This window comes from Psychrobacillus sp. FSL W7-1493 (assembly GCF_038004905.1).
Lineage (GTDB): Bacteria > Bacillota > Bacilli > Bacillales_A > Planococcaceae > Psychrobacillus.
This window is the reverse complement of sequence record NZ_JBBOSB010000001.1, coordinates 1-20,082: the sequence shown is the minus strand read 5'-3', so window position 1 is coordinate 20,082 and position 20,082 is coordinate 1. Positions and strand designations below refer to the sequence as shown.

Here is a 20,082-nt window from a genome sequence, read left to right as displayed (position 1 = left end):
GGCCGGTTGAAAAGCCGTTATTAGACAAGTGGATCTGAGATGTCAGATCAATCAGGGTGGCAACGCGGGTAGCTCTCGTCCCTTTTATAAGGGATGGGGGCTTTTTTGTCGTTTTTTATGAATTTAAATCTGGTTAATAGGCCAAAAATATCAAGAGGAGGAAATCATATGTTAGATGTAAAATTTGTACGTGATAATTATGAAGAAGTGAAAGCTAAACTTGCGAAGCGTGGAGAAGATATCTCCGAGTTCGATCAATTTCTTCCTTTAGACCAAAAGCGTAGAGAATTAATAGCAAAAACAGAAGTACTAAAGGCAGAAAGAAACGAGGTTTCTCAAAAAATCTCACAAATGAAACGAAATAAAGAGAATGCTGATGATGTAATCGCTCGCATGCGTGAAGTAGGCGATGAGATTAAAGCATTAGATGAAGAACTACGCCAGGTAGAAGAAAAATTTGAATATATGATGATGCGCATTCCAAATATTCCACATGATGACGTTCCAATTGGCGATTCTGAGGATGATAATGTTGAAATTCGTAAATGGGGAGAGGTCCCTGCGTTTAACTTTGATACAAAGGCTCATTGGGATATCGCCACAGATTTAAAAATTGTGGACTTTGAACGAGCTGCAAAAGTAACTGGAAGCCGTTTTGCTTTTTACCGTGGTTTAGGGGCAAGATTAGAGCGCGCGCTATGGAATTTCATGATGGACCTTCATTCAGAAGAGCATGGCTATGAAGAAATGCTACCACCATATATGGCAAACCGTATGAGCCTAACAGGTACTGGACAGCTTCCAAAGTTTGAAGAGGATGCTTTCTTAGTTAACGAGGAGGATTATTTCTTAATCCCAACGGCTGAGGTGCCAGTAACTAACTTCTACCGGGATGAAATTTTAGATGGAGCTGATCTTCCACAAGCCTTTACTGCTTTTAGTGCTTGTTTCCGTTCAGAGGCTGGTTCTGCAGGTAGAGATACACGCGGGCTAATCCGTCAGCATCAATTTAATAAAGTTGAGCTGGTACGTTTTGTTAAACCAGAGGATTCATACGAGCAATTGGACCTTCTAACAGGACATGCAGAAAAGGTTCTTCAGCTTTTAGGACTTCCATATCGTGTGCTACGTATGTGCACAGCAGATCTTGGATTCACTGCAGCGAAGAAGTATGATATTGAAGTATGGTTACCAAGCTATGGCGAATATAAAGAAATTTCTTCATGCAGTAACTTCGAGGACTTCCAAGCTCGTCGTGCTGGAATCCGTTTTAGAAGAGAACCGGGTGCTAAACCTGAGTTTGTACACACATTAAACGGTAGTGGACTAGCAATCGGACGCACAGTAGCTGCCATCCTAGAAAATTATCAGCAACCAGATGGATCAGTTAAAATCCCAGAGGTCCTACAACCATACATGGGCGGAAAAACAATTATTAAATAAAGAAAAGCGGAACCGCCTATGTCTGCCCCGACAGGCAAATGGGGAAAAGTGAGGAGGCAGCTCTTCAGCCACCAGAACTTTTATTCATTTGACCCCGAGGGACAAGGTGCTGGAGCTAGCCAAAAAGAAAAGCGCAAGCACCTATCTCTGCCCCGACAGGCAAATGATCCGTTATAAGATACTTTTAATGATATAAAAGTAAGAACCAAAAACGCCTAGAGTTCTAAGCGTTTTTGGTTCTTTTTCTTTAGTCGTAGCTCTCGAAAGAAAGTCGTTAGTAAGTTACCACAGGTTTCCGCAAGAACCCCTTCCGTTACCTCACAGACATGGTTGAATCGAGTATCATTTAAAAGCGTATACAGAGAGGCTACACACCCTGCCTTCATGTCTCTCGCACCATATACTACTCGAGGGATACGTGACTGTAATATTGCTCCTGCACACATAGGGCAAGGCTCTAAAGTAACATAAAGGGTTGTTTCTTCGAGTCTCCAGCTACCAATTTTGGCACATGCCTCTTGAATAGCCAGAAGTTCTGCATGTGTCGTTGCATTTTGGGTCGTTTCTCGTAGATTGTAGGCACTCCCAATTACCTCATTTTTATGTACGATAATAGCTCCGATCGGAACCTCACCTATGGCAGCAGCCTTTTTTGCTTCCTCAATTGCTAAATTCATATAATATTCATCCATTTGGAGTCAACTCCTTACGCGTATTTTAGCATGTTTTGTAGATAACGTGCATATTCTGATTTGAAGGAGTGATGCGATGATTTATACAGTTAAGTTAGGTGATAGCTTATATTCTATTGCAAGACAAAATGGTACTAGTGCGGCTACTATTGCTTCCATCAATGGCTTGCCGAACCAGGATGTATTGGTCGTTGGACAATCATTAGTCCTACCCTCTACTCCAAGTCCAAATCGGCCAATGATTGAAACCAATTTATATGTGGAATGGTATACCGAGGCACCATCTGAAACAGTTATTAGCCAAGTAGAAAATGTAGCCTCTCTATTAACCTACATGATGCCATTTGCTTTTGAAGTTAAAAGAGATGGATCATTGACTAAAATGGATTGGGGAAGGTTGCCAGAAGTTGCTGCGGCAAATAACGTGGAAGAAGTTGTTATAATAGTCAATATTGAAGAAGGTGCTTTTAGCGACACATTAGCTCATACCATTTTTACGAATGAGGAAGTGAAGCAAAGAGTATTTGAAGAGACAGTTGCTGAGGCTAATAGAAGAGGAACGAATCATATTCATACTGATTTTGAATATATAGATCCAGATGATCGGGATGAATACGTAACTTTCTTAAAAGAGTTTCGGGCTTTTGCTCCTAGCTTTATTTTTTCTGCAAGCTTAGCTCCAAAAACAAGTGCTAACCAGCCTGGTAAGTGGTACGAAGGACATGACTATAAGGCTCTAGGTGAGGTGTTAGACTTCGTCGTCATTATGACGTATGAATGGGGCTATAGTGGAGGACCTCCGATGGCTGTGTCACCAATAGGTCCAGTAAGAAAAGTTTTAGAGTATGCCATAAGTGAAATACCTTCACAAAAGGTTATGATGGGGCAAAACCTGTACGGCTATGATTGGACATTACCCTACAAAGTAGGCAATCCATTTGCAAGAGCAATTAGTGCCCAAGCAGCAGTTCAACTGGCAATCGATCGAAATGCCGCGATAGAATATGATGAAGTTGCCCAGGCACCTTTTTTTAATTACTGGAGGGACGGGAAAGAGCATGAAGTGTGGTTCGAGGATGCTCGTTCTATTCAGGCTAAGTTCAATCTTTTAAAGGAACTGAACCTTTTAGGAATCTCCTACTGGCATAGTGGCTTCAATTTTCCTCAGAATTGGTATCTTTTAAATGATATGTTTCGTATTAAGAAAAAATAGGGGGTATTTGTCTTTCTCTGGAAAGACAAATATCCTCTATTTTTCATCATATCCCTATGCTAAAATAGAGGATACGACTTGAAACTTTAGAGTGAGGTTAGAGATATGTCTGTTCCATTTATAACGGTAGAGGGTCCAATAGGTGTTGGTAAAACCTCATTGGCCAAAGCAATTGCTAATACATATCAATTTGAATTGTTAAAAGAGATCGTAGACGAAAACCCCTTTTTAAATAAATTCTATGAAGATATAGCAGAGTGGAGCTTTCAAACTGAAATGTTCTTTCTTTGTAATCGCTATAAGCAATTAAGTGATATTGAAAAAAAATACTTATCTAACGAAACAGCAGTTGTTGCGGATTATCATATTTTTAAAAATCTTATTTTTGCAAAACGCTCCCTAAATGAGGTCGAGTATGAGAAATACGAGTCCATTTATCATATTTTAACGAGGGATATGCCAATCCCGAACATGGTAATTTATTTAGATGCAAGTATAGACGTGTTAGAAAATCGTATTGATTTACGTGGGAGAGAGTTCGAAAAGAAAATTAGTACAAGCTATTTAGAGCAACTTTCATCGGACTATAGAATGTTTATAGATGACTTTGAAGCAAAGCACCCAGACGTTCCTGTTATTCGTTTCAACGGTGATGAAATGGATTTTGTACAGAACAGCCAGGATTTAAATATAATTTTAGAAAAAGTAAGTGCTACACTACATAAAAGGAGTAAATAACATGAACTTAAGAGAAAAGTATGGCATCCCAGCCAATGCTGTCATTACTATTGCAGGAACTGTAGGTGTGGGGAAATCTACTATGACAAAAATGCTTGCTGACGCATTACATTTTAAGACTTCGTTTGAAAAAGTAGATACTAACCCATATCTTGACCGTTTTTACGAGGATTTCTCTAAATGGAGCTTTCATTTACAGATTTACTTCCTAGCAGAGAGATTTAAGGAACAAAAGAGAATGTTTGAATATGGTGGGGGATTTATTCAGGATCGTTCTATCTATGAGGATACTGGCATTTTTGCTCAAATGCACAAGGAAAAGGGAACCATGGATCCAATCGATCATGAGACATATACAAGCCTATTCGAGGCAATGGTGATGACACCGTATTTCCCGCATCCTAACCTTTTAATTTATTTAGAAGGCTCTCTGGACAGTGTAATCGATCGTATTCATGAACGAGGTCGTCCGATGGAGCAGCAGACGCCAATCGCTTATTGGGAAGAAATGCATGGTCGTTATGAAAAGTGGATTGATGGATTTAATGGTTGCCCGGTGCTTCGCCTTAACATTAATGATTATGATATCGTAGAAAATCCTGAAGATGTCGAGCTAATTCTTGAAAGAATTGGACATTTTATGGAACAAACACAGACAATTACCTTACGTAAATAATGAAAGCTTCCGCATTTATTGCGGAAGCTTTTTTGTTACAAAGGATGATATTAATGGAAAGCTTGGGGGCGACTAAGTATGTTGAGGATATCATTATGAATCAATTCATAAAATAAAAAAGAAGCTGACCCATAAAAAGTCAACTTCTTAATATTCTGAACATGTATGGCTAAGAAAAATTCGTTACAAAAGCAACGAATTCAATCTCAAATTTATGCGTGTGTGTTGTTAAAAAATGGAGGAGGAAGAGGGATTCGAACCCCCGCGCGGTATGACCCGCCTGTCGGTTTTCAAGACCGATCCCTTCAGCCAGACTTGGGTATTCCTCCGAAGTACAAGAACTAATTTATCATGGATGAAATTCAAAGTCAACATTTTTGAAAAAAATATAGTGTTTTTTTTAGAATAGAGTTATAGAAAAAGAGGAAAAGGATATTTCCATTGATTTCTCAACGAAAAAAGCTTATACTGAATATTGCCGTGCTAGGTGGGAAGGTAGCGGTGTCTTGTAACTCGCAATCCGCTCTAGCGAGACTGAACCCCTTCTCGAGGTTGTTTATATGTAGGGTCTGGTATTTGCACGTGATGTTGACGTCTGGGTCCTGCGCAATGGGAGCCCATGAACCATGTCAGGTCCGGAAGGAAGCAGCATTAAGTGGTGCATTCTCATGTGCCGCAGGGTTGCCTAGACTGAGTTAACGACAAAGGTGCCGCCTATGTGTATCAATCGAAGGAAGGTGCACGGCTTTAAATTATATAATTCAAACTCATTCATCTTCGGAGGAATGAGTTTTTTATTTGTCTATATTAGAGTTTGGAGCAGAAGTACAGTTCTCTTTATGATATAATTAGTCCATACTTTACTTAAACAAAAGAGGGAGGGAAACTTGTTGTCGTATCAAGCTTTTTACCGCGCTTATCGACCTCAGTCGTTTGCGGAAATGTCCGGTCAAACTCATATCAAGCAAACCCTTCAAAATGCCCTCCTTTATAATAAAACTACTCATGCATATCTATTTTCGGGACCAAGAGGAACAGGAAAAACAAGTGCTGCAAAAATATTTGCAAAGGCTTTGAACTGTGAAAATGGCCCTGCAAAGGAACCATGTAATGAATGTGAGACTTGTAAAAGCATTACAGAGGGTTCCAACACAGATGTAATTGAGTTCGATGCTGCTTCTAATTCTCGTGTAGAGGAGATAAGAGATATTATTGAAAAGGTGCGTTTTGCTCCTTCCAATGCTCGTTTCAAAGTTTATATTATAGATGAAGTGCATATGCTTTCTACAAGTGCCTTTAATGCTTTATTAAAAACATTAGAAGAACCACCGGCACATGCCGTCTTTATACTGGCAACCACAGAGCCACATAAGATACCATTAACCATCATTTCTAGATGTCAGCGTTTCGATTTTAAACGTATTACCTCAACTGATATCGTTTCTAGAATGATAGAAGTGCTGACTGATGCACGAATTGAATACGATGTAAATGTTTTGAAAATCATTGCCCAGGCCGCAGCAGGTGGGATGCGAGACGCTCTCAGCATGTTAGATCAGGTGGTATCCTTTAGTGGCGAAACAATGACTATAGAAGATGCTTTACTTGTAACTGGTTCAATAGGTCAGGATGTATTTTATCAGCTTGCAGAAGCATTGAGTGAAAGAGATGTTGCCCATGCATTAGGGAGCATTGAAAAGCTCGTAGATGACGGAAAAGATCCTGTAAGGTTAACAGAGGATTTTATCACGTTCTATCGAGATTTGTTAGTACTACAGGTAGCTCCCGATCAAGCGGAATTGTTAGAGATTGCTACGGGAGATGAGCATTTTAGAGAACTTGCCTTTAAGTTTCCGGTAGAAACTCTTTATAAGAGTATCTCGATTCTTACAAACACCCAACAAGAAATGCGTTTTTCTAATCATGCGAAGGTCTATTTAGAAACTGCCATTATACGATTGGCACAAGTACCTCAAGATGCAAACGTAGGTAACGTTAATACCACTGAATTAGAGAATAAAGTTCAGTTGCTTGAAGGGCAATTACAACAACTTCAGCAGCAATTAAGCCAAGGCACTTATACTACAGGAAACAGTCAAGGGGCTCAGCAGGAACAACCAAAGAGAACAAGACAAAAAGCTTCAGGAGTCAAAGTGTCTAGTGGGCGTATTCAAGAAATTTTAAAAATGGCGACAAAATCAGATATCCAAGCCATTAAATCTCATTGGGCAACTATCCTACAACAGCTACAAAAGTCACATGCAGCGTTATTAAATGATGCGGAGCCAGTTGCAGCATCTTCTACTGCATTTGTGTTAAAATTTAAGTATGATATACATTGTCAAATGGCAATGGAGAATAAAACATTCTCAACTTCTTTCCCTCAGCTTATCGCGAATCTTACTGGAACGATGTATGAGGTAGTGTATGTACCTGAAGAAAGTTGGTTAAAGATTAGAGAAGAATTTATTCAGCAAAATGGATTAAAGAAAGATTCAACAGAGTCAGAGGCGACGTCTTCTTCAGAACCATTAGAAGCGATGGAGTTACTGCAAGGAATGGAAGAGATTTCAGAAGATCCATTGATTGTGGAAGCTGAGAGGCTTTTCGGCAAAGATTTTGTAGAAGTACATGATGACTAAGGAGGAAAATAATTATGCGTGGAATGGGAAATATGCAAGGTATGATGAAACAAATGCAAAAGATGCAAAAGAAAATGGCTGAAGCTCAAGAGGAGTTAGCAACTCAACGTTTTGAAGCGGTTGCCGGTGGTGGAATGGTGAAAGTTACTGTTTCAGGACAAAAAGAAGTATTAGAGGTAGCTTTAGACCCTGCTGTTGTAGATCCAGACGATGTGGAAATGCTACAAGACTTGATCGTAATTGCAACCAACGAAGCAATGAAGAAAGCGGAAGAAACAGCTAATGCCACTATGGGTCAATTCACGAAAGGATTGAACCTTCCTGGCATGTTCTAGGAGGACAAATCATGCATTATCCTGAACCGATATCAAAGCTAATTGAAAGCTTTATGAAATTGCCAGGAATCGGGCCCAAAACAGCGGCCCGTCTGGCATTTTTTGTGTTAACTATGAAAGAAGATACAGTACTAGACTTTGCAAAAGCTCTAGTAGATGCAAAAAGGAACTTGAGCTACTGCTCGGTTTGTGGACATATCACGGACATAGATCCTTGCCATATTTGTCAGGATAAACAGCGTGATGGATCTATGATCTGTGTAGTACAAGATACAAAAGATGTAATTGCAATGGAAAAAATGAGAGATTACAACGGCTTATACCATGTACTGCATGGGGCTATCTCACCGATGGATGGAATAGGTCCAGAGGATATTAATGTACCGACCCTTTTAAAAAGATTACAGAATGACCAAGTAGAAGAACTGATTTTAGCAACAAACCCAACTATAGAAGGAGAAGCAACCGCGATGTATATATCTCGTCTAGTAAAGCCCTCAGGCATTAAGACTACGAGGATTGCACATGGTTTGCCTGTAGGTGGAGATTTAGAGTATGCAGATGAGGTTACTCTTTCTAAAGCATTAGAAGGACGTAGAGAGCTATAAGGAGATGTAGAGCTGGATGTTTTTTAAAAAGGGGAAACTAAAAAAAGAATTTGATGAACGATTTGTAGAGCTTATTAAAGCTACCAAAGAAGATTGGCAACAAGCTCAACGAATTGAAGATTACTTGAATGACTATGATCTAGATGCAGTTGCTAAAAGGAAAATGGCAGAGAGTATACACTTCTATCTATATAAAGAGGCAAAGATTCGAAATGTAATTATAAAATAGAATATTAATAGTACTAGCTTCATATAATAAGGATATTGATTTTATGGAGGGATAATAACATGAAGTTAACCATTATTGTGTGTTCGCTAGTATTATTACTTTTTTTAGTATTGAAGAGTTCGTCTTCTAATTTATTTGAGAGTATTTCTATCTTGTTATTTCGTTTAGGGTTTTCTATTTTACTGTTATTCGGAGTTCATTTATTACTTGGAACAGCAGGATACGCGGTTCCGATTAATCTTTTTACAGGCGCAGTAGTAGCAGTGTTAGGAGTTCCAGGAGTAGCGTCAGTAGTAGCTATTTCTATACTAATATAAAAAAATAAAAAAAGTTTTTAAAAAGTGTTGACGTAAGTTTAAAACGAGTGTAATATAGTAGAAGTCGCCAAGAGGTAAACAAGTTTGGCTGACACAATGAACATTGAAAACTGAACATGCAAAACGTTAAGACATATAGCATCAACAAGCTTCGGCTTGATTGACGCAAAATAATTTTTGACATCATTTAATGATGATGCCAGCAAAACAAAATGAGCTTTTTAAGTTCTCTATTATGGAGAGTTTGATCCTGGCTCAGGACGAACGCTGGCGGCGTGCCTAATACATGCAAGTCGAGCGGATGATGAAGAAGCTTGCTTCTTCTGATTTAGCGGCGGACGGGTGAGTAACACGTGGGCAACCTGCCCTGTAGATTGGGATAACTCCGGGAAACCGGGGCTAATACCGAATAATCCATTACCTCACATGAGGAAATGTTAAAAGACGGTTTCGGCTGTCACTACAGGATGGGCCCGCGGCGCATTAGCTAGTTGGTGAGGTAACGGCTCACCAAGGCGACGATGCGTAGCCGACCTGAGAGGGTGATCGGCCACACTGGGACTGAGACACGGCCCAGACTCCTACGGGAGGCAGCAGTAGGGAATCTTCCACAATGGACGAAAGTCTGATGGAGCAACGCCGCGTGAGTGAAGAAGGTTTTCGGATCGTAAAACTCTGTTGTGAGGGAAGAACAAGTACGAGAGTAACTGCTCGTACCTTGACGGTACCTCATTAGAAAGCCACGGCTAACTACGTGCCAGCAGCCGCGGTAATACGTAGGTGGCAAGCGTTGTCCGGAATTATTGGGCGTAAAGCGCGCGCAGGCGGTCCTTTAAGTCTGATGTGAAAGCCCACGGCTCAACCGTGGAGGGTCATTGGAAACTGGGGGACTTGAGTACAGAAGAGGAAAGCGGAATTCCAAGTGTAGCGGTGAAATGCGTAGAGATTTGGAGGAACACCAGTGGCGAAGGCGGCTTTCTGGTCTGTAACTGACGCTGAGGCGCGAAAGCGTGGGGAGCAAACAGGATTAGATACCCTGGTAGTCCACGCCGTAAACGATGAGTGCTAAGTGTTAGGGGGTTTCCGCCCCTTAGTGCTGCAGCTAACGCATTAAGCACTCCGCCTGGGGAGTACGGTCGCAAGACTGAAACTCAAAGGAATTGACGGGGGCCCGCACAAGCGGTGGAGCATGTGGTTTAATTCGAAGCAACGCGAAGAACCTTACCAGGTCTTGACATCCCGCTGACCGGCCTAGAGATAGGCTTTTCCCTTCGGGGACAGCGGTGACAGGTGGTGCATGGTTGTCGTCAGCTCGTGTCGTGAGATGTTGGGTTAAGTCCCGCAACGAGCGCAACCCTTGATCTTAGTTGCCAGCATTCAGTTGGGCACTCTAAGGTGACTGCCGGTGATAAACCGGAGGAAGGTGGGGATGACGTCAAATCATCATGCCCCTTATGACCTGGGCTACACACGTGCTACAATGGACGGTACAGAGGGTCGCAACCCCGCGAGGGTGAGCAAATCCCATAAAACCGTTCTCAGTTCGGATTGTAGGCTGCAACTCGCCTACATGAAGCCGGAATCGCTAGTAATCGTGGATCAGCATGCCACGGTGAATACGTTCCCGGGCCTTGTACACACCGCCCGTCACACCACGAGAGTTTGTAACACCCGAAGTCGGTGGGGTAACCCTTTTGGGAGCCAGCCGCCGAAGGTGGGACAGATGATTGGGGTGAAGTCGTAACAAGGTAGCCGTATCGGAAGGTGCGGCTGGATCACCTCCTTTCTAAGGATATATTCGGAATACAGATCTTTATCTGTATCTTAACGTTTTGCAGTTCAGTTTTGAATGTTCATGTATATTAATATTTTTAATAGATATGGAAATTCAAAGAGGGCCTATAGCTCAGCTGGTTAGAGCGCACGCCTGATAAGCGTGAGGTCGATGGTTCGAGTCCATTTAGGCCCACCATACCTTTTTTTATTTCGGGGCCTTAGCTCAGCTGGGAGAGCGCCTGCCTTGCACGCAGGAGGTCAGCGGTTCGATCCCGCTAGGCTCCACCAACGAAATAATTTGTTCTTTGAAAACTGGATAAAACGACATCAAAAAAAGAAACAAACGCAAGATATTCAAATTGTGATCACTTACGTGATTGCAAGTGTAGTACTTTTAACTTTTAGGTTAAGTTAATAAGGGCGCACGGTGGATGCCTTGGCACTAGGAGTCGATGAAGGACGGCACTAACACCGATATGCTTCGGGGAGCTGTAAGTGAGCTTCGATCCGAAGATTTCCGAATGGGGAAACCCACTGCCCGTAATGGGGCAGTACATTTGCGTGAATACATAGCGCATCTGAGACACACCCAGGGAACTGAAACATCTAAGTACCTGGAGGAAGAGAAAGAAAATTCGATTCCCTGAGTAGCGGCGAGCGAAACGGGAAGAGCCCAAACCAAGAGGCTTGCCTCTTGGGGTTGTAGGACACTCTATACGGAGTTACAAAAGAATGAGCTAGACGAAGCGACCTGGAAAGGTCCGCAGGATAGGGTAAAAGCCCCGTAGTCAAAAGTTCATTCCCTCCAGAGTGTATCCTGAGTACGGCGGAACACGTGAAATTCCGTCGGAATCCGGGAGGACCATCTCCCAAGGCTAAATACTACCTAGTGACCGATAGTGAACCAGTACCGTGAGGGAAAGGTGAAAAGCACCCCGGAAGGGGAGTGAAATAGACCCTGAAACCGTGTGCCTACAAATAGTCAAAGCCCGTTAACGGGTGATGGCGTGCCTTTTGTAGAATGAACCGGCGAGTTACGATTACATGCGAGGTTAAGTTGAGAAGACGGAGCCGCAGCGAAAGCGAGTCTGAATAGGGCGAATGAGTATGTGGTCGTAGACCCGAAACCAGGTGATCTACCCATGTCCAGGATGAAGGTGAGGTAACACTTACTGGAGGTCCGAACCCACGCACGTTGAAAAGTGCGGGGATGAGGTGTGGGTAGCGGAGAAATTCCAATCGAACCTGGAGATAGCTGGTTCTCTCCGAAATAGCTTTAGGGCTAGCCTCAAACGTTAGAATCTTGGAGGTAGAGCACTGTTTGGACTAGGGGCCCATCCCGGGTTACCGAATTCAGACAAACTCCGAATGCCAATGATTTATGTTTGGGAGTCAGACTGCGAGTGATAAGATCCGTAGTCAAGAGGGAAACAGCCCAGACCACCAGCTAAGGTCCCAAAGTATTTGTTAAGTGGAAAAGGATGTGGCGTTGCTTAGACAACCAGGATGTTGGCTTAGAAGCAGCCATCATTTAAAGAGTGCGTAATAGCTCACTGGTCGAGTGACGCTGCGCCGAAAATGTATCGGGGCTAAACAAATCACCGAAGCTGTGGATTGATACCTTTGGTATCAGTGGTAGGAGAGCGTTCTAAGGGCGTTGAAGTCAGACCGGAAGGACTGGTGGAGCGCTTAGAAGTGAGAATGCCGGTATGAGTAGCGAAAGATGGGTGAGAATCCCATCCACCGTATGACTAAGGTTTCCTGAGGAAGGCTCGTCCGCTCAGGGTTAGTCGGGACCTAAGTCGAGGCCGATAGGCGTAGACGATGGACAACAGGTTGATATTCCTGTACCACCACCCCACCGTTTGAGTGATGGGGGGACGCAGTAGGATAGGGTAAGCGTGCTGTTGGTTATGCACGTCCAAGCAGTGAGGTGTGAGTGTAGGCAAATCCGCACTCTGTAACATTGAGCTGTGATGGCAAGGACGTATGTCCGGAGTTCCTGATTTCACACTGCCAAGAAAAGCCTCTAACGAGGTGGGAGGTGCCCGTACCGCAAACCGACACAGGTAGTCGAGGAGAGAATCCTAAGGTGAGCGAGAGAACTCTCGTTAAGGAACTCGGCAAAATGACCCCGTAACTTCGGGAGAAGGGGTGCTCTTTTGGGTGAATAGCCTAGAAGAGCCGCAGTGAATAGGCCCAGGCGACTGTTTAGCAAAAACACAGGTCTCTGCAAAACCGTAAGGTGAAGTATAGGGGCTGACGCCTGCCCGGTGCTGGAAGGTTAAGAGGAGTGCTTAGCGCAAGCGAAGGTGCGAATTGAAGCCCCAGTAAACGGCGGCCGTAACTATAACGGTCCTAAGGTAGCGAAATTCCTTGTCGGGTAAGTTCCGACCCGCACGAAAGGCGTAACGATCTGGGCACTGTCTCAACGAGAGACTCGGTGAAATTATAGTACCTGTGAAGATGCAGGTTACCCGCGACAGGACGGAAAGACCCCGTGGAGCTTTACTGTAGCTTGATATTGAATTTTGGTGCAACTTGTACAGGATAGGTAGGAGCCTTAGAGCCCGGAGCGCCAGCTTCGGAGGAGGCGTCGGTGGGATACTACCCTGGTTGTATTGAAATTCTAACCCATACCCGTAACCCGGGTAGGAGACAGTGTCAGGCGGGCAGTTTGACTGGGGCGGTCGCCTCCTAAAGTGTAACGGAGGCGCCCAAAGGTTCCCTCAGAATGGTTGGAAATCATTCGAAGAGTGTAAAGGCAGAAGGGAGCTTGACTGCGAGACCTACAAGTCGAGCAGGGTCGAAAGACGGGCTTAGTGATCCGGTGGTTCCGCATGGAAGGGCCATCGCTCAACGGATAAAAGCTACCCCGGGGATAACAGGCTTATCTCCCCCAAGAGTCCACATCGACGGGGAGGTTTGGCACCTCGATGTCGGCTCATCGCATCCTGGGGCTGTAGTCGGTCCCAAGGGTTGGGCTGTTCGCCCATTAAAGCGGTACGCGAGCTGGGTTCAGAACGTCGTGAGACAGTTCGGTCCCTATCCGTCGTGGGCGTAGGAAATTTGAGAGGAGCTGTCCTTAGTACGAGAGGACCGGGATGGACACACCGCTGGTGTACCAGTTGTTCTGCCAAGGGCATCGCTGGGTAGCTATGTGTGGACGGGATAAGTGCTGAAAGCATCTAAGCACGAAGCCCCCCTCAAGATGAGATTTCCCATTACGCAAGTAAGTAAGATCCCTCAAAGACGATGAGGTAGATAGGTTCGGGGTGGAAGCGTGGCGACACGTGCAGCTGACGAATACTAATCGATCGAGGACTTAACCAAATGGTTTGTTTCTAATATGATGTCTTTTATCCAGTTTTGAGTGAACAACTCAAAAGTCTAGTGATGATGGCGAAGAGGTCACACCCGTTCCCATACCGAACACGGAAGTTAAGCTCTTCAGCGCCGATGGTAGTTGGGGGTCTCCCCCTGCAAGAGTAGGACGTCGCTGGGCACTAAAGGAAGTCGTCACCGAGTAATCGGTGGCGGCTTTTTTGTTTTGTCTTTTAGAGGAAAAAGCCGAAGGCACTCTCTCCCTAAGGAAGTGAGCGAGAAGCCAGAGGGGCAAAGAGTTCGAGGAAGCAAGAAAGAATGTTATAATAAAAATCATTAAAAAAAGGTCAACCAATTCAGGCTGACCTTTTAATACGAACGGGGTAGACAGTTGTGTAAATGAATTTGTGGGTAAATTGGAAAATATTATTGTTAGGAGGTATCTCATGGAACTCATTAATATTGTTGTCGGATTTATAGTATGTATTTGTATTGGTTCTGTATTGAATATACTACTTAAAACAACTCAAAAAAGAGATTGGCTAATTACATTCTTAATAAGTGTAGTGTTATCAATAATAATAGTGCCTTTGTTAGGTTAACGATATAACTATTTTATGGAACTAACAGTGTAATATTTAGCCGAAAAAAATTCCCTAACCCCCCCATGAAAAGTAGAGAGACAGAAGTTATTTGTTTCGTACATTTTCAAATCGACTTTTATCTTTAACATAGCTATAAAAATCAATCTCCCGCTAAGTCAGTGTGAAAAAAACATAAAAGAGACATGGGAGTAGTCCATGTCGTCTTGTCTGAAATTCATTATGTTAAGAATTAACTTTCAGTAGTTTTGTTACAGCTTGCAGGTGGACCAATAAATGTGGAAGGGACTACTGGTGCAATTGCTTTTTCCCAAAGAGTTTTATCTAAACAATAGGTCTGGGCCATAATATTCGCTGGAGTCAACTTCAGGATATCTGATCCGAGTATTACTTCGGGTGTTGGAGCATTAAAAATGGCCAGTAGATGTGTATGTTTCTCTGTAGCTACTTCATAATGCCACCATCCTTGAGGTACATTCGCTACTTGGCCAGGTGAGAGCGGAAAATGTTGCATTTGCTTGGTAAAGGGATTCAATAATGAGACGGTTAATCCACCAGAAATACAATAGACAAGTTCGGATGCATTTTGGTGGTAATGGGGCTCGATCACATTGTTTGGACTAAGAAAAATATCAAGTAAGGATACATTATCTAGTGTGTTTAATTGCTGAATCCCTAAAACATTAATAAAGTTTTGGCTATCTTTTTTAAACAAGGTACTTGTGTTCACATCAAAAGTGAATTGAGCGGATGGGGAGGTGTAATCAAACGGGAAAACCATAGGGCAGCTCCTTTCTATATCGTCATTGCTATACATTCTTCGCATAATATGTGTTAATCCAATTTGTTGTGCAGTAGGAGCCATATTCATACAATAAAATAATTTCCCGGAAAATAAATATTTAATAAAGTTCTACCCTTTCTGGCCAAAAATAGGTTCAAATCATCTATCCTTATTTCATGTCTTATTTCATGTATAATAGAAAGATAATAAAGTTTGGTGAGGTATAAGAAATGCATGAAAAACGACCTTTAGTAGAAGCGCTTGAAAAATTTCATAGTCAAAAGAATATCTCCTTTCATGTACCAGGACATAAACATGGGGTGTTATCCAATCTTCCTGAGGTTATTAAAGAGGCCTTATCCTATGACCTTACAGAACTTAAAGGCTTAGATGACTTACATCATCCAGAAGAAGCTATTAAAGAAGCGGAAGAATTGTTAGCCTCTACATACGGGGCAAAAAAAAGTTATTTTCTTGTCAATGGAACGACTGTTGGCAATTTAGCTATGCTATATGCAACATGCCAGTATGGAGAACAGTTAATAGTCCAGAGGAATGCTCACAAGTCAATTTTTCATGCAATTGAGCTTGTAGGTGTTGAACCTATCTTTGTTACTCCAGAATGGGATTCTCGCACAAAAACAACAACCTTTGTTTCTGCCAACACCATTAAAAGCGCAATAGAAGAGTTTCCTTTAGTAAAAGGTGTTCTACTCACTTACCCAACTTATTATGGATTGGCTTCTAATGAAATAAAAGAGATTATCGATTATTGCCATACAAAAGACATTCCAGTCCTAGTAGATGAAGCACATGGAGCACATTTTAAGGCAAACAGCGGTTTTCCATTATCTGCTCTTGATTTCGGTGCAGATATAGTAGTACAATCTGCACACAAAACATTACCATCTATGACAATGGGTTCTTACTTACATATGAATTCTTCTATTATAAAAGCTTCTAAAGTAAACAAGTATTTAAGGATGCTTCAATCAAGCAGTCCTTCTTATTTATTAATGGCATCCTTAGATGATGCAAGAAGCTATGTACAAAGATACAATGAAATGGATTTCAAACAATTAATATATAAAAGAAATTTGTTCATTCAGGCACTCCAAACGATTAAGTTAGTGGAAGTAATAGAAGTAAATGATCCACTGAAATTACTAATACGTGTTGGGAACTATTCTGGTTTTCAAGTTCAACAGGCTTTAGAAGCACAACATGTATATGCGGAGCTTGCGGATACTTATCAGGTATTATTAATTCTTCCTTTACTAAAAAAGGACCAAGACTACCCTTTTGCAGAGGTAAGAAAACGAATTAAAATGGCCGTAGACGAGCTTAAAAAAGAAACACCGATAATTCCTAAAGATATAAGAAATAAATCGTTTAAATCTGTTTCTACGATTGAAATGAATATGAGCCTCTTAAATGAGAAAAAAGGCGAGTGGGTTCCATATGTTCGCTCCATAGGAAGAATAGCTAAAGGAATACTCATTCCGTATCCACCGGGAGTACCATTGTTCATTCCAGGAGAAAAGATTACGATTTCTATGTTAACTGAACTGGAGGAATGGATTGATAAAGGAGCTACCTTCCAGGGGGATCATAGACTCGATGAAAAGCTAATTTATGTTGTGGAGGATTAATAGTGCAAAAAAAAGGGTATTTTATAACAAGCGAGGGTCCAGAAGGTGCAGGCAAGACAACTGTCATGCAATTACTTGGAAAAAGATTAATGGAAGAGGGCTTTGAAGTCGTGATGACAAGAGAGCCTGGAGGCATTAATATCTCGGAGAAAATAAGAGGAATAATCTTAGATAACGAGCATACAATGATGGATAGCCGTACGGAGGCATTATTATATGCTGCAGCAAGGAGACAGCATTTAGTTGAAAAAGTTTTGCCTGCTCTAGAAGCTGGTAAAATTGTTATTTGTGATCGTTTTATTGATAGTTCGCTTGCGTATCAAGGGCATGCAAGAGGTATAGGGGTAGAAGAAATATTAGCAATCAATCAATTTGCAATTGGACAGACTATGCCCGACCGCACGATTCTTTTTGATATAGAACCAAGTCTGGGGTTAGAAAGAATTAATGCACATAGCAGTAGGGAAAAAAATAGGCTAGATGTAGAGAGTCTTCAATTTCATGAAAAGGTTAGAGAAGGCTACCTTAACTTAGTAAAACAATATCCAGACAGAATTAAAGTAATCGATGCTTCTCAAAAGCTCGAAGAAGTATTAGAAGCTACCTATAAAGTAGTAAAAATGGAATTAGAAATTTTTAGGTAATTAATGCTATAATAAAATAAACAGAATAGAAAAGTGGGAGTGAGTAGCGATGAAATTAATAGTAGCCGTAGTGCAGGACCAAGATAGTAATAGATTGTCAAATGCGTTAACGAAAGCAAAGTTTCGTGCAACAAAACTTGCTAGTACAGGTGGGTTTTTAAGATCTGGAAATACTACATTTCTGATCGGTACAGATGACTCCTTAGTATCTTCTGCGTTAGAATTAATAAGAGACAATTGTAGAGCACGTGAACAGATGGTAGCCCCGGTTTCACCTATGGGAGGAAATGCTGATTCTTACATTCCGTACCCAGTGGAAGTAGAGGTAGGAGGAGCTACAGTATTTGTTCTTCCAATTGAACAATTCCATCATTTTTAATAATGAAGGAAAGGATCGAAAAATTTGAAGATAAATCAAGATGTACGAGTAGGGATAGATAAGATACGCAAGGATACTATGCAGAATAATATTCAATCTGCAAAGTTTGGCCAAATGATTACAAAGCAGGATCAGCGGATGCAAACCGAAGCCTTAACGAAACTGTTAGGAGATATTACTACAGCAGGAGATCGTTTAGCAAGATCTAGAAATCTACGTGATATGGCTAAGTTTAAAATGCTGATTAAAAAGTTTCTAGAGGAAGCTGTAGATTTTGGAATGGGATTAAAGCAATCTCATACATGGAATCGATTTGGTGAAGGAAGAAAGTTAAAAATCGTAGAGACTATTGATGAAAAATTGGTAGAGCTAGCAGAAGAAATTTTGAGCCAAGAAAAAAGCTCTATAGAATTATTAGATAAAATAGGCGAAATTAAAGGATTACTTATTAATCTATATACGTAATGTTCCCGTGTTATCGCACCGTGCGAAACACGGGATTTTTTAGAGAGGTGGAACCACTATGAGCATGGAAGAAGAATGGTCCATTGAAGGAATAGAAAAAATACAACCTACTGCTATTAAACAAATTCAATCCATAGTAGCAAAAAATCGTATTGGACATGCCTACATTATTGAAGGTGCTAATGGTACAGGTAAAACGAAAGTTATGCAATTTTTTGTACAGCTTATGTTTTGCGAAAATTCGACAGAAAATGTTCCATGTGAAACATGTCGAAACTGTAAAAGATTAAAATCATCTAATCATTTGAACATTATTCAACTGGAGCCAGATGGTCAAAATATAAAAAGAAATCAAATTGATGAATTAATACATGAGATGAGCAAAACCTCTATTGAAAGAGGAAGAAAGGTTTATGTAATACATGAAGCAGATCGATTGAACACAAGCTCCTCTAATACATTACTTAAATTTTTAGAGGAGCCTCAGAGCGAAATTACTGCCATCTTATTGACCGATAAGATGCATGCCTTATTACCAACAATACGGTCCAGGTGTCAGCATATAGGTTTAGCCACCATGCCACAGGGAGTATTAAAAAAGAAGTTAATGGAAGAGGGAATTACTGATTCAATGGCTTCTACAGTAAGTAGAATGACGAATCAAGTAGAAGAAGCTCTAATTTTAGCGAAAGACGAGCAATTTGGACTTGCAAGGAAATCAGTGATAAAATTGGTGGAAGCAAGTGAAAAAAGTGTTCAGGATGCGCTTATGTGCATACATGAAGATTTTGGTCCCTTGCTAAAAGAAAAGGAAAGTGCAGAACAAGTATTAGATTTACTACTATTTGCTTATCGTGATATAGTAGCTATAAAAGCAACTCCACTCGCAGTTTGTACCTATCCAGATATGATTTCATTCTGGAAACAGATAGCATTACACAAGACGTATGAGCAATTGTCTAAACAGTTAGAATTGATTTTAGATGCAAAGCAAAATTTGCATAGAAATATGAACCGGACACTGATGATGGAGCAGCTGATGCTTAACCTGCAGGAGGGGTATAGTTTTGTATAATGTTGTAGGAGTCCGCTTTAAGAAAGCGGGTAAAATATATTATTTTGATCCAGTAGACTACGCTTTAGAGAAAGATGACTATGTAATCGTTGAAACTGCTCGTGGCGTAGAATATGGGAAAGTCGTCGTACCTATTAAACAAGTAGGAGAAAACGATGTCGTTTTACCTTTGAAGCAAGTAGTCCGTCCTTCTACGGAGAAGGACAAAATCCAAGTGGAAGAAAATCGTTTAGAATCGGCTCAGGCATTAGCATTGGGAACCGAAAAAATATTACAAAGAGAATTAGAAATGAAGCTTGTAGACGTTGAATATACATTCGACCGAAACAAAATTATCTTCTATTTCACAGCGGAGGGTCGAGTAGACTTTCGTGACTTAGTAAAGGATCTTGCTTCTGTATTTAGAACTCGTATTGAACTCAGACAAATAGGAGTGCGAGACGAGGCAAAAATGCTAGGTGGTATTGGTCCTTGTGGAAGAATGCTTT

General features: G+C 41.4%; 17 protein-coding genes, 3 tRNA genes, 3 rRNA genes, 1 other RNA gene and 1 other annotated feature (1 of these 25 only partly in view). Of the genes, 21 read left to right on the top strand and 3 right to left on the bottom strand.

What is annotated here, in order from left to right; all coding sequences use genetic code 11:
• Window positions 1-86, top strand: a binding site (T-box leader) (it extends 126 nt beyond the left edge of the window).
• A gap of 82 nt (window positions 87-168) precedes the next feature.
• Window positions 169-1,443, top strand: a complete 1,275-nt coding sequence (gene serS, locus MKX96_RS00120) for a serine--tRNA ligase (RefSeq protein ID WP_169361354.1) — start codon at window positions 169-171, stop codon at window positions 1,441-1,443.
• Window positions 1,444-1,658: 215 nt separating this feature from the next.
• On the opposite strand, the gene tadA is transcribed toward serS, so the two are convergent.
• On the bottom strand, window positions 1,659-2,135 hold the full coding sequence (gene tadA, locus MKX96_RS00115; RefSeq protein ID WP_340881176.1) for a tRNA adenosine(34) deaminase TadA: 477 nt from the start codon (window positions 2,133-2,135) through the stop codon (window positions 1,659-1,661).
• 76 nt (window positions 2,136-2,211) lie between these two features.
• Between tadA and MKX96_RS00110 the strand changes: the two genes are divergently transcribed.
• The 3 genes from MKX96_RS00110 to MKX96_RS00100 all read left to right on the top strand — a co-directional run bounded on the left by MKX96_RS00110 (window position 2,212) and on the right by MKX96_RS00100 (window position 4,762).
• Window positions 2,212-3,348 (top strand): glycosyl hydrolase family 18 protein, encoded by a 1,137-nt coding sequence (locus MKX96_RS00110; RefSeq protein WP_340881175.1) that lies wholly within the window; start codon window positions 2,212-2,214, stop codon window positions 3,346-3,348.
• A 105-nt stretch (window positions 3,349-3,453) separates the two neighbouring features.
• Window positions 3,454-4,086 carry a deoxynucleoside kinase gene (locus MKX96_RS00105; RefSeq protein WP_340881172.1) on the top strand — a complete coding sequence of 211 codons (633 nt, stop codon included), beginning with the start codon at window positions 3,454-3,456 and terminating at the stop codon, window positions 4,084-4,086.
• 1 nt (window position 4,087) lies between these two features.
• A complete protein-coding gene (locus tag MKX96_RS00100; protein WP_169361350.1) occupies window positions 4,088-4,762 on the top strand; it encodes a deoxynucleoside kinase in 675 nt (224 codons plus the stop codon).
• A gap of 236 nt (window positions 4,763-4,998) precedes the next feature.
• On the opposite strand, the gene MKX96_RS00095 is transcribed toward MKX96_RS00100, so the two are convergent.
• Window positions 4,999-5,091 (bottom strand) — tRNA-Ser (locus MKX96_RS00095).
• A 149-nt stretch (window positions 5,092-5,240) separates the two neighbouring features.
• Between MKX96_RS00095 and ffs the strand changes: the two genes are divergently transcribed.
• The 11 genes from ffs (at window position 5,241) to rrf (ending at window position 14,174) form a co-directional block, all read left to right on the top strand.
• An RNA gene (gene ffs, locus MKX96_RS00090) (signal recognition particle sRNA large type) lies at window positions 5,241-5,507 on the top strand.
• Between the two features lie 145 nt (window positions 5,508-5,652).
• Window positions 5,653-7,404, top strand: a complete 1,752-nt coding sequence (gene dnaX, locus MKX96_RS00085; RefSeq protein ID WP_340881169.1) for a DNA polymerase III subunit gamma/tau — start codon at window positions 5,653-5,655, stop codon at window positions 7,402-7,404.
• A gap of 14 nt (window positions 7,405-7,418) precedes the next feature.
• Window positions 7,419-7,739: a YbaB/EbfC family nucleoid-associated protein gene (locus MKX96_RS00080; RefSeq protein WP_340881167.1), complete on the top strand. Its 321-nt coding sequence runs from the start codon at window positions 7,419-7,421 to the stop codon at window positions 7,737-7,739.
• An 11-nt stretch (window positions 7,740-7,750) separates the two neighbouring features.
• Complete coding sequence (gene recR / locus MKX96_RS00075; RefSeq protein ID WP_169361347.1) at window positions 7,751-8,347, top strand: recombination mediator RecR; 597 nt, start codon at window positions 7,751-7,753, stop codon at window positions 8,345-8,347.
• Between the two features lie 16 nt (window positions 8,348-8,363).
• On the top strand, window positions 8,364-8,576 hold the full coding sequence (locus MKX96_RS00070; protein WP_169361346.1) for a YaaL family protein: 213 nt from the start codon (window positions 8,364-8,366) through the stop codon (window positions 8,574-8,576).
• Between the two features lie 59 nt (window positions 8,577-8,635).
• The gene (locus MKX96_RS00065) at window positions 8,636-8,893 is read left to right on the top strand and encodes a pro-sigmaK processing inhibitor BofA family protein (RefSeq protein ID WP_340881164.1); all 258 of its coding nucleotides are present in this window, start codon (window positions 8,636-8,638) and stop codon (window positions 8,891-8,893) included.
• 232 nt (window positions 8,894-9,125) lie between these two features.
• Window positions 9,126-10,679: ribosomal RNA gene (locus MKX96_RS00060) — 16S ribosomal RNA — on the top strand.
• 109 nt (window positions 10,680-10,788) lie between these two features.
• A tRNA-Ile gene (locus MKX96_RS00055) sits at window positions 10,789-10,865 on the top strand.
• Between the two features lie 16 nt (window positions 10,866-10,881).
• Window positions 10,882-10,957: transfer RNA gene (locus MKX96_RS00050), tRNA-Ala, on the top strand.
• Between the two features lie 116 nt (window positions 10,958-11,073).
• Window positions 11,074-14,002 (top strand): 23S ribosomal RNA (locus MKX96_RS00045).
• A gap of 56 nt (window positions 14,003-14,058) precedes the next feature.
• Window positions 14,059-14,174: ribosomal RNA gene (rrf, locus tag MKX96_RS00040) — 5S ribosomal RNA — on the top strand.
• The 16S, 23S and 5S rRNA genes sit together here with 2 tRNA genes alongside, the layout of an rRNA operon.
• Window positions 14,175-14,827: 653 nt before the next feature.
• Here rrf and MKX96_RS00035 read toward each other — a convergent pair.
• Window positions 14,828-15,376 (bottom strand): cupin domain-containing protein, encoded by a 549-nt coding sequence (locus MKX96_RS00035; protein ID WP_340881162.1) that lies wholly within the window; start codon window positions 15,374-15,376, stop codon window positions 14,828-14,830.
• Window positions 15,377-15,609: 233 nt separating this feature from the next.
• On the opposite strand from MKX96_RS00035, the gene MKX96_RS00030 reads away from it, so the two are divergent.
• The 6 genes from MKX96_RS00030 to MKX96_RS00005 all read left to right on the top strand — a co-directional run.
• A complete protein-coding gene (locus tag MKX96_RS00030; protein WP_340881160.1) occupies window positions 15,610-17,031 on the top strand; it encodes an aminotransferase class I/II-fold pyridoxal phosphate-dependent enzyme in 1,422 nt (473 codons plus the stop codon).
• A 2-nt stretch (window positions 17,032-17,033) separates the two neighbouring features.
• On the top strand, window positions 17,034-17,675 hold the full coding sequence (gene tmk / locus MKX96_RS00025) for a dTMP kinase (protein ID WP_251556947.1): 642 nt from the start codon (window positions 17,034-17,036) through the stop codon (window positions 17,673-17,675).
• Between the two features lie 49 nt (window positions 17,676-17,724).
• Entirely contained in the window at window positions 17,725-18,054 is a 330-nt protein-coding gene (locus MKX96_RS00020) for a cyclic-di-AMP receptor (protein WP_142643831.1), read from the top strand.
• Window positions 18,055-18,078: 24 nt separating this feature from the next.
• Window positions 18,079-18,519, top strand: a complete 441-nt coding sequence (locus tag MKX96_RS00015; RefSeq protein WP_169360334.1) for a YaaR family protein — start codon at window positions 18,079-18,081, stop codon at window positions 18,517-18,519.
• Window positions 18,520-18,577: 58 nt separating this feature from the next.
• Window positions 18,578-19,594 carry an AAA family ATPase gene (locus MKX96_RS00010; protein WP_445678170.1) on the top strand — a complete coding sequence of 339 codons (1,017 nt, stop codon included), beginning with the start codon at window positions 18,578-18,580 and terminating at the stop codon, window positions 19,592-19,594.
• Window positions 19,587-20,082, top strand: a 496-nt coding sequence (locus MKX96_RS00005) for a PSP1 domain-containing protein (protein WP_340881153.1), incomplete at its 3' end; no start/stop codon positions are given. The genes MKX96_RS00010 and MKX96_RS00005, both read left to right, overlap by 8 nt.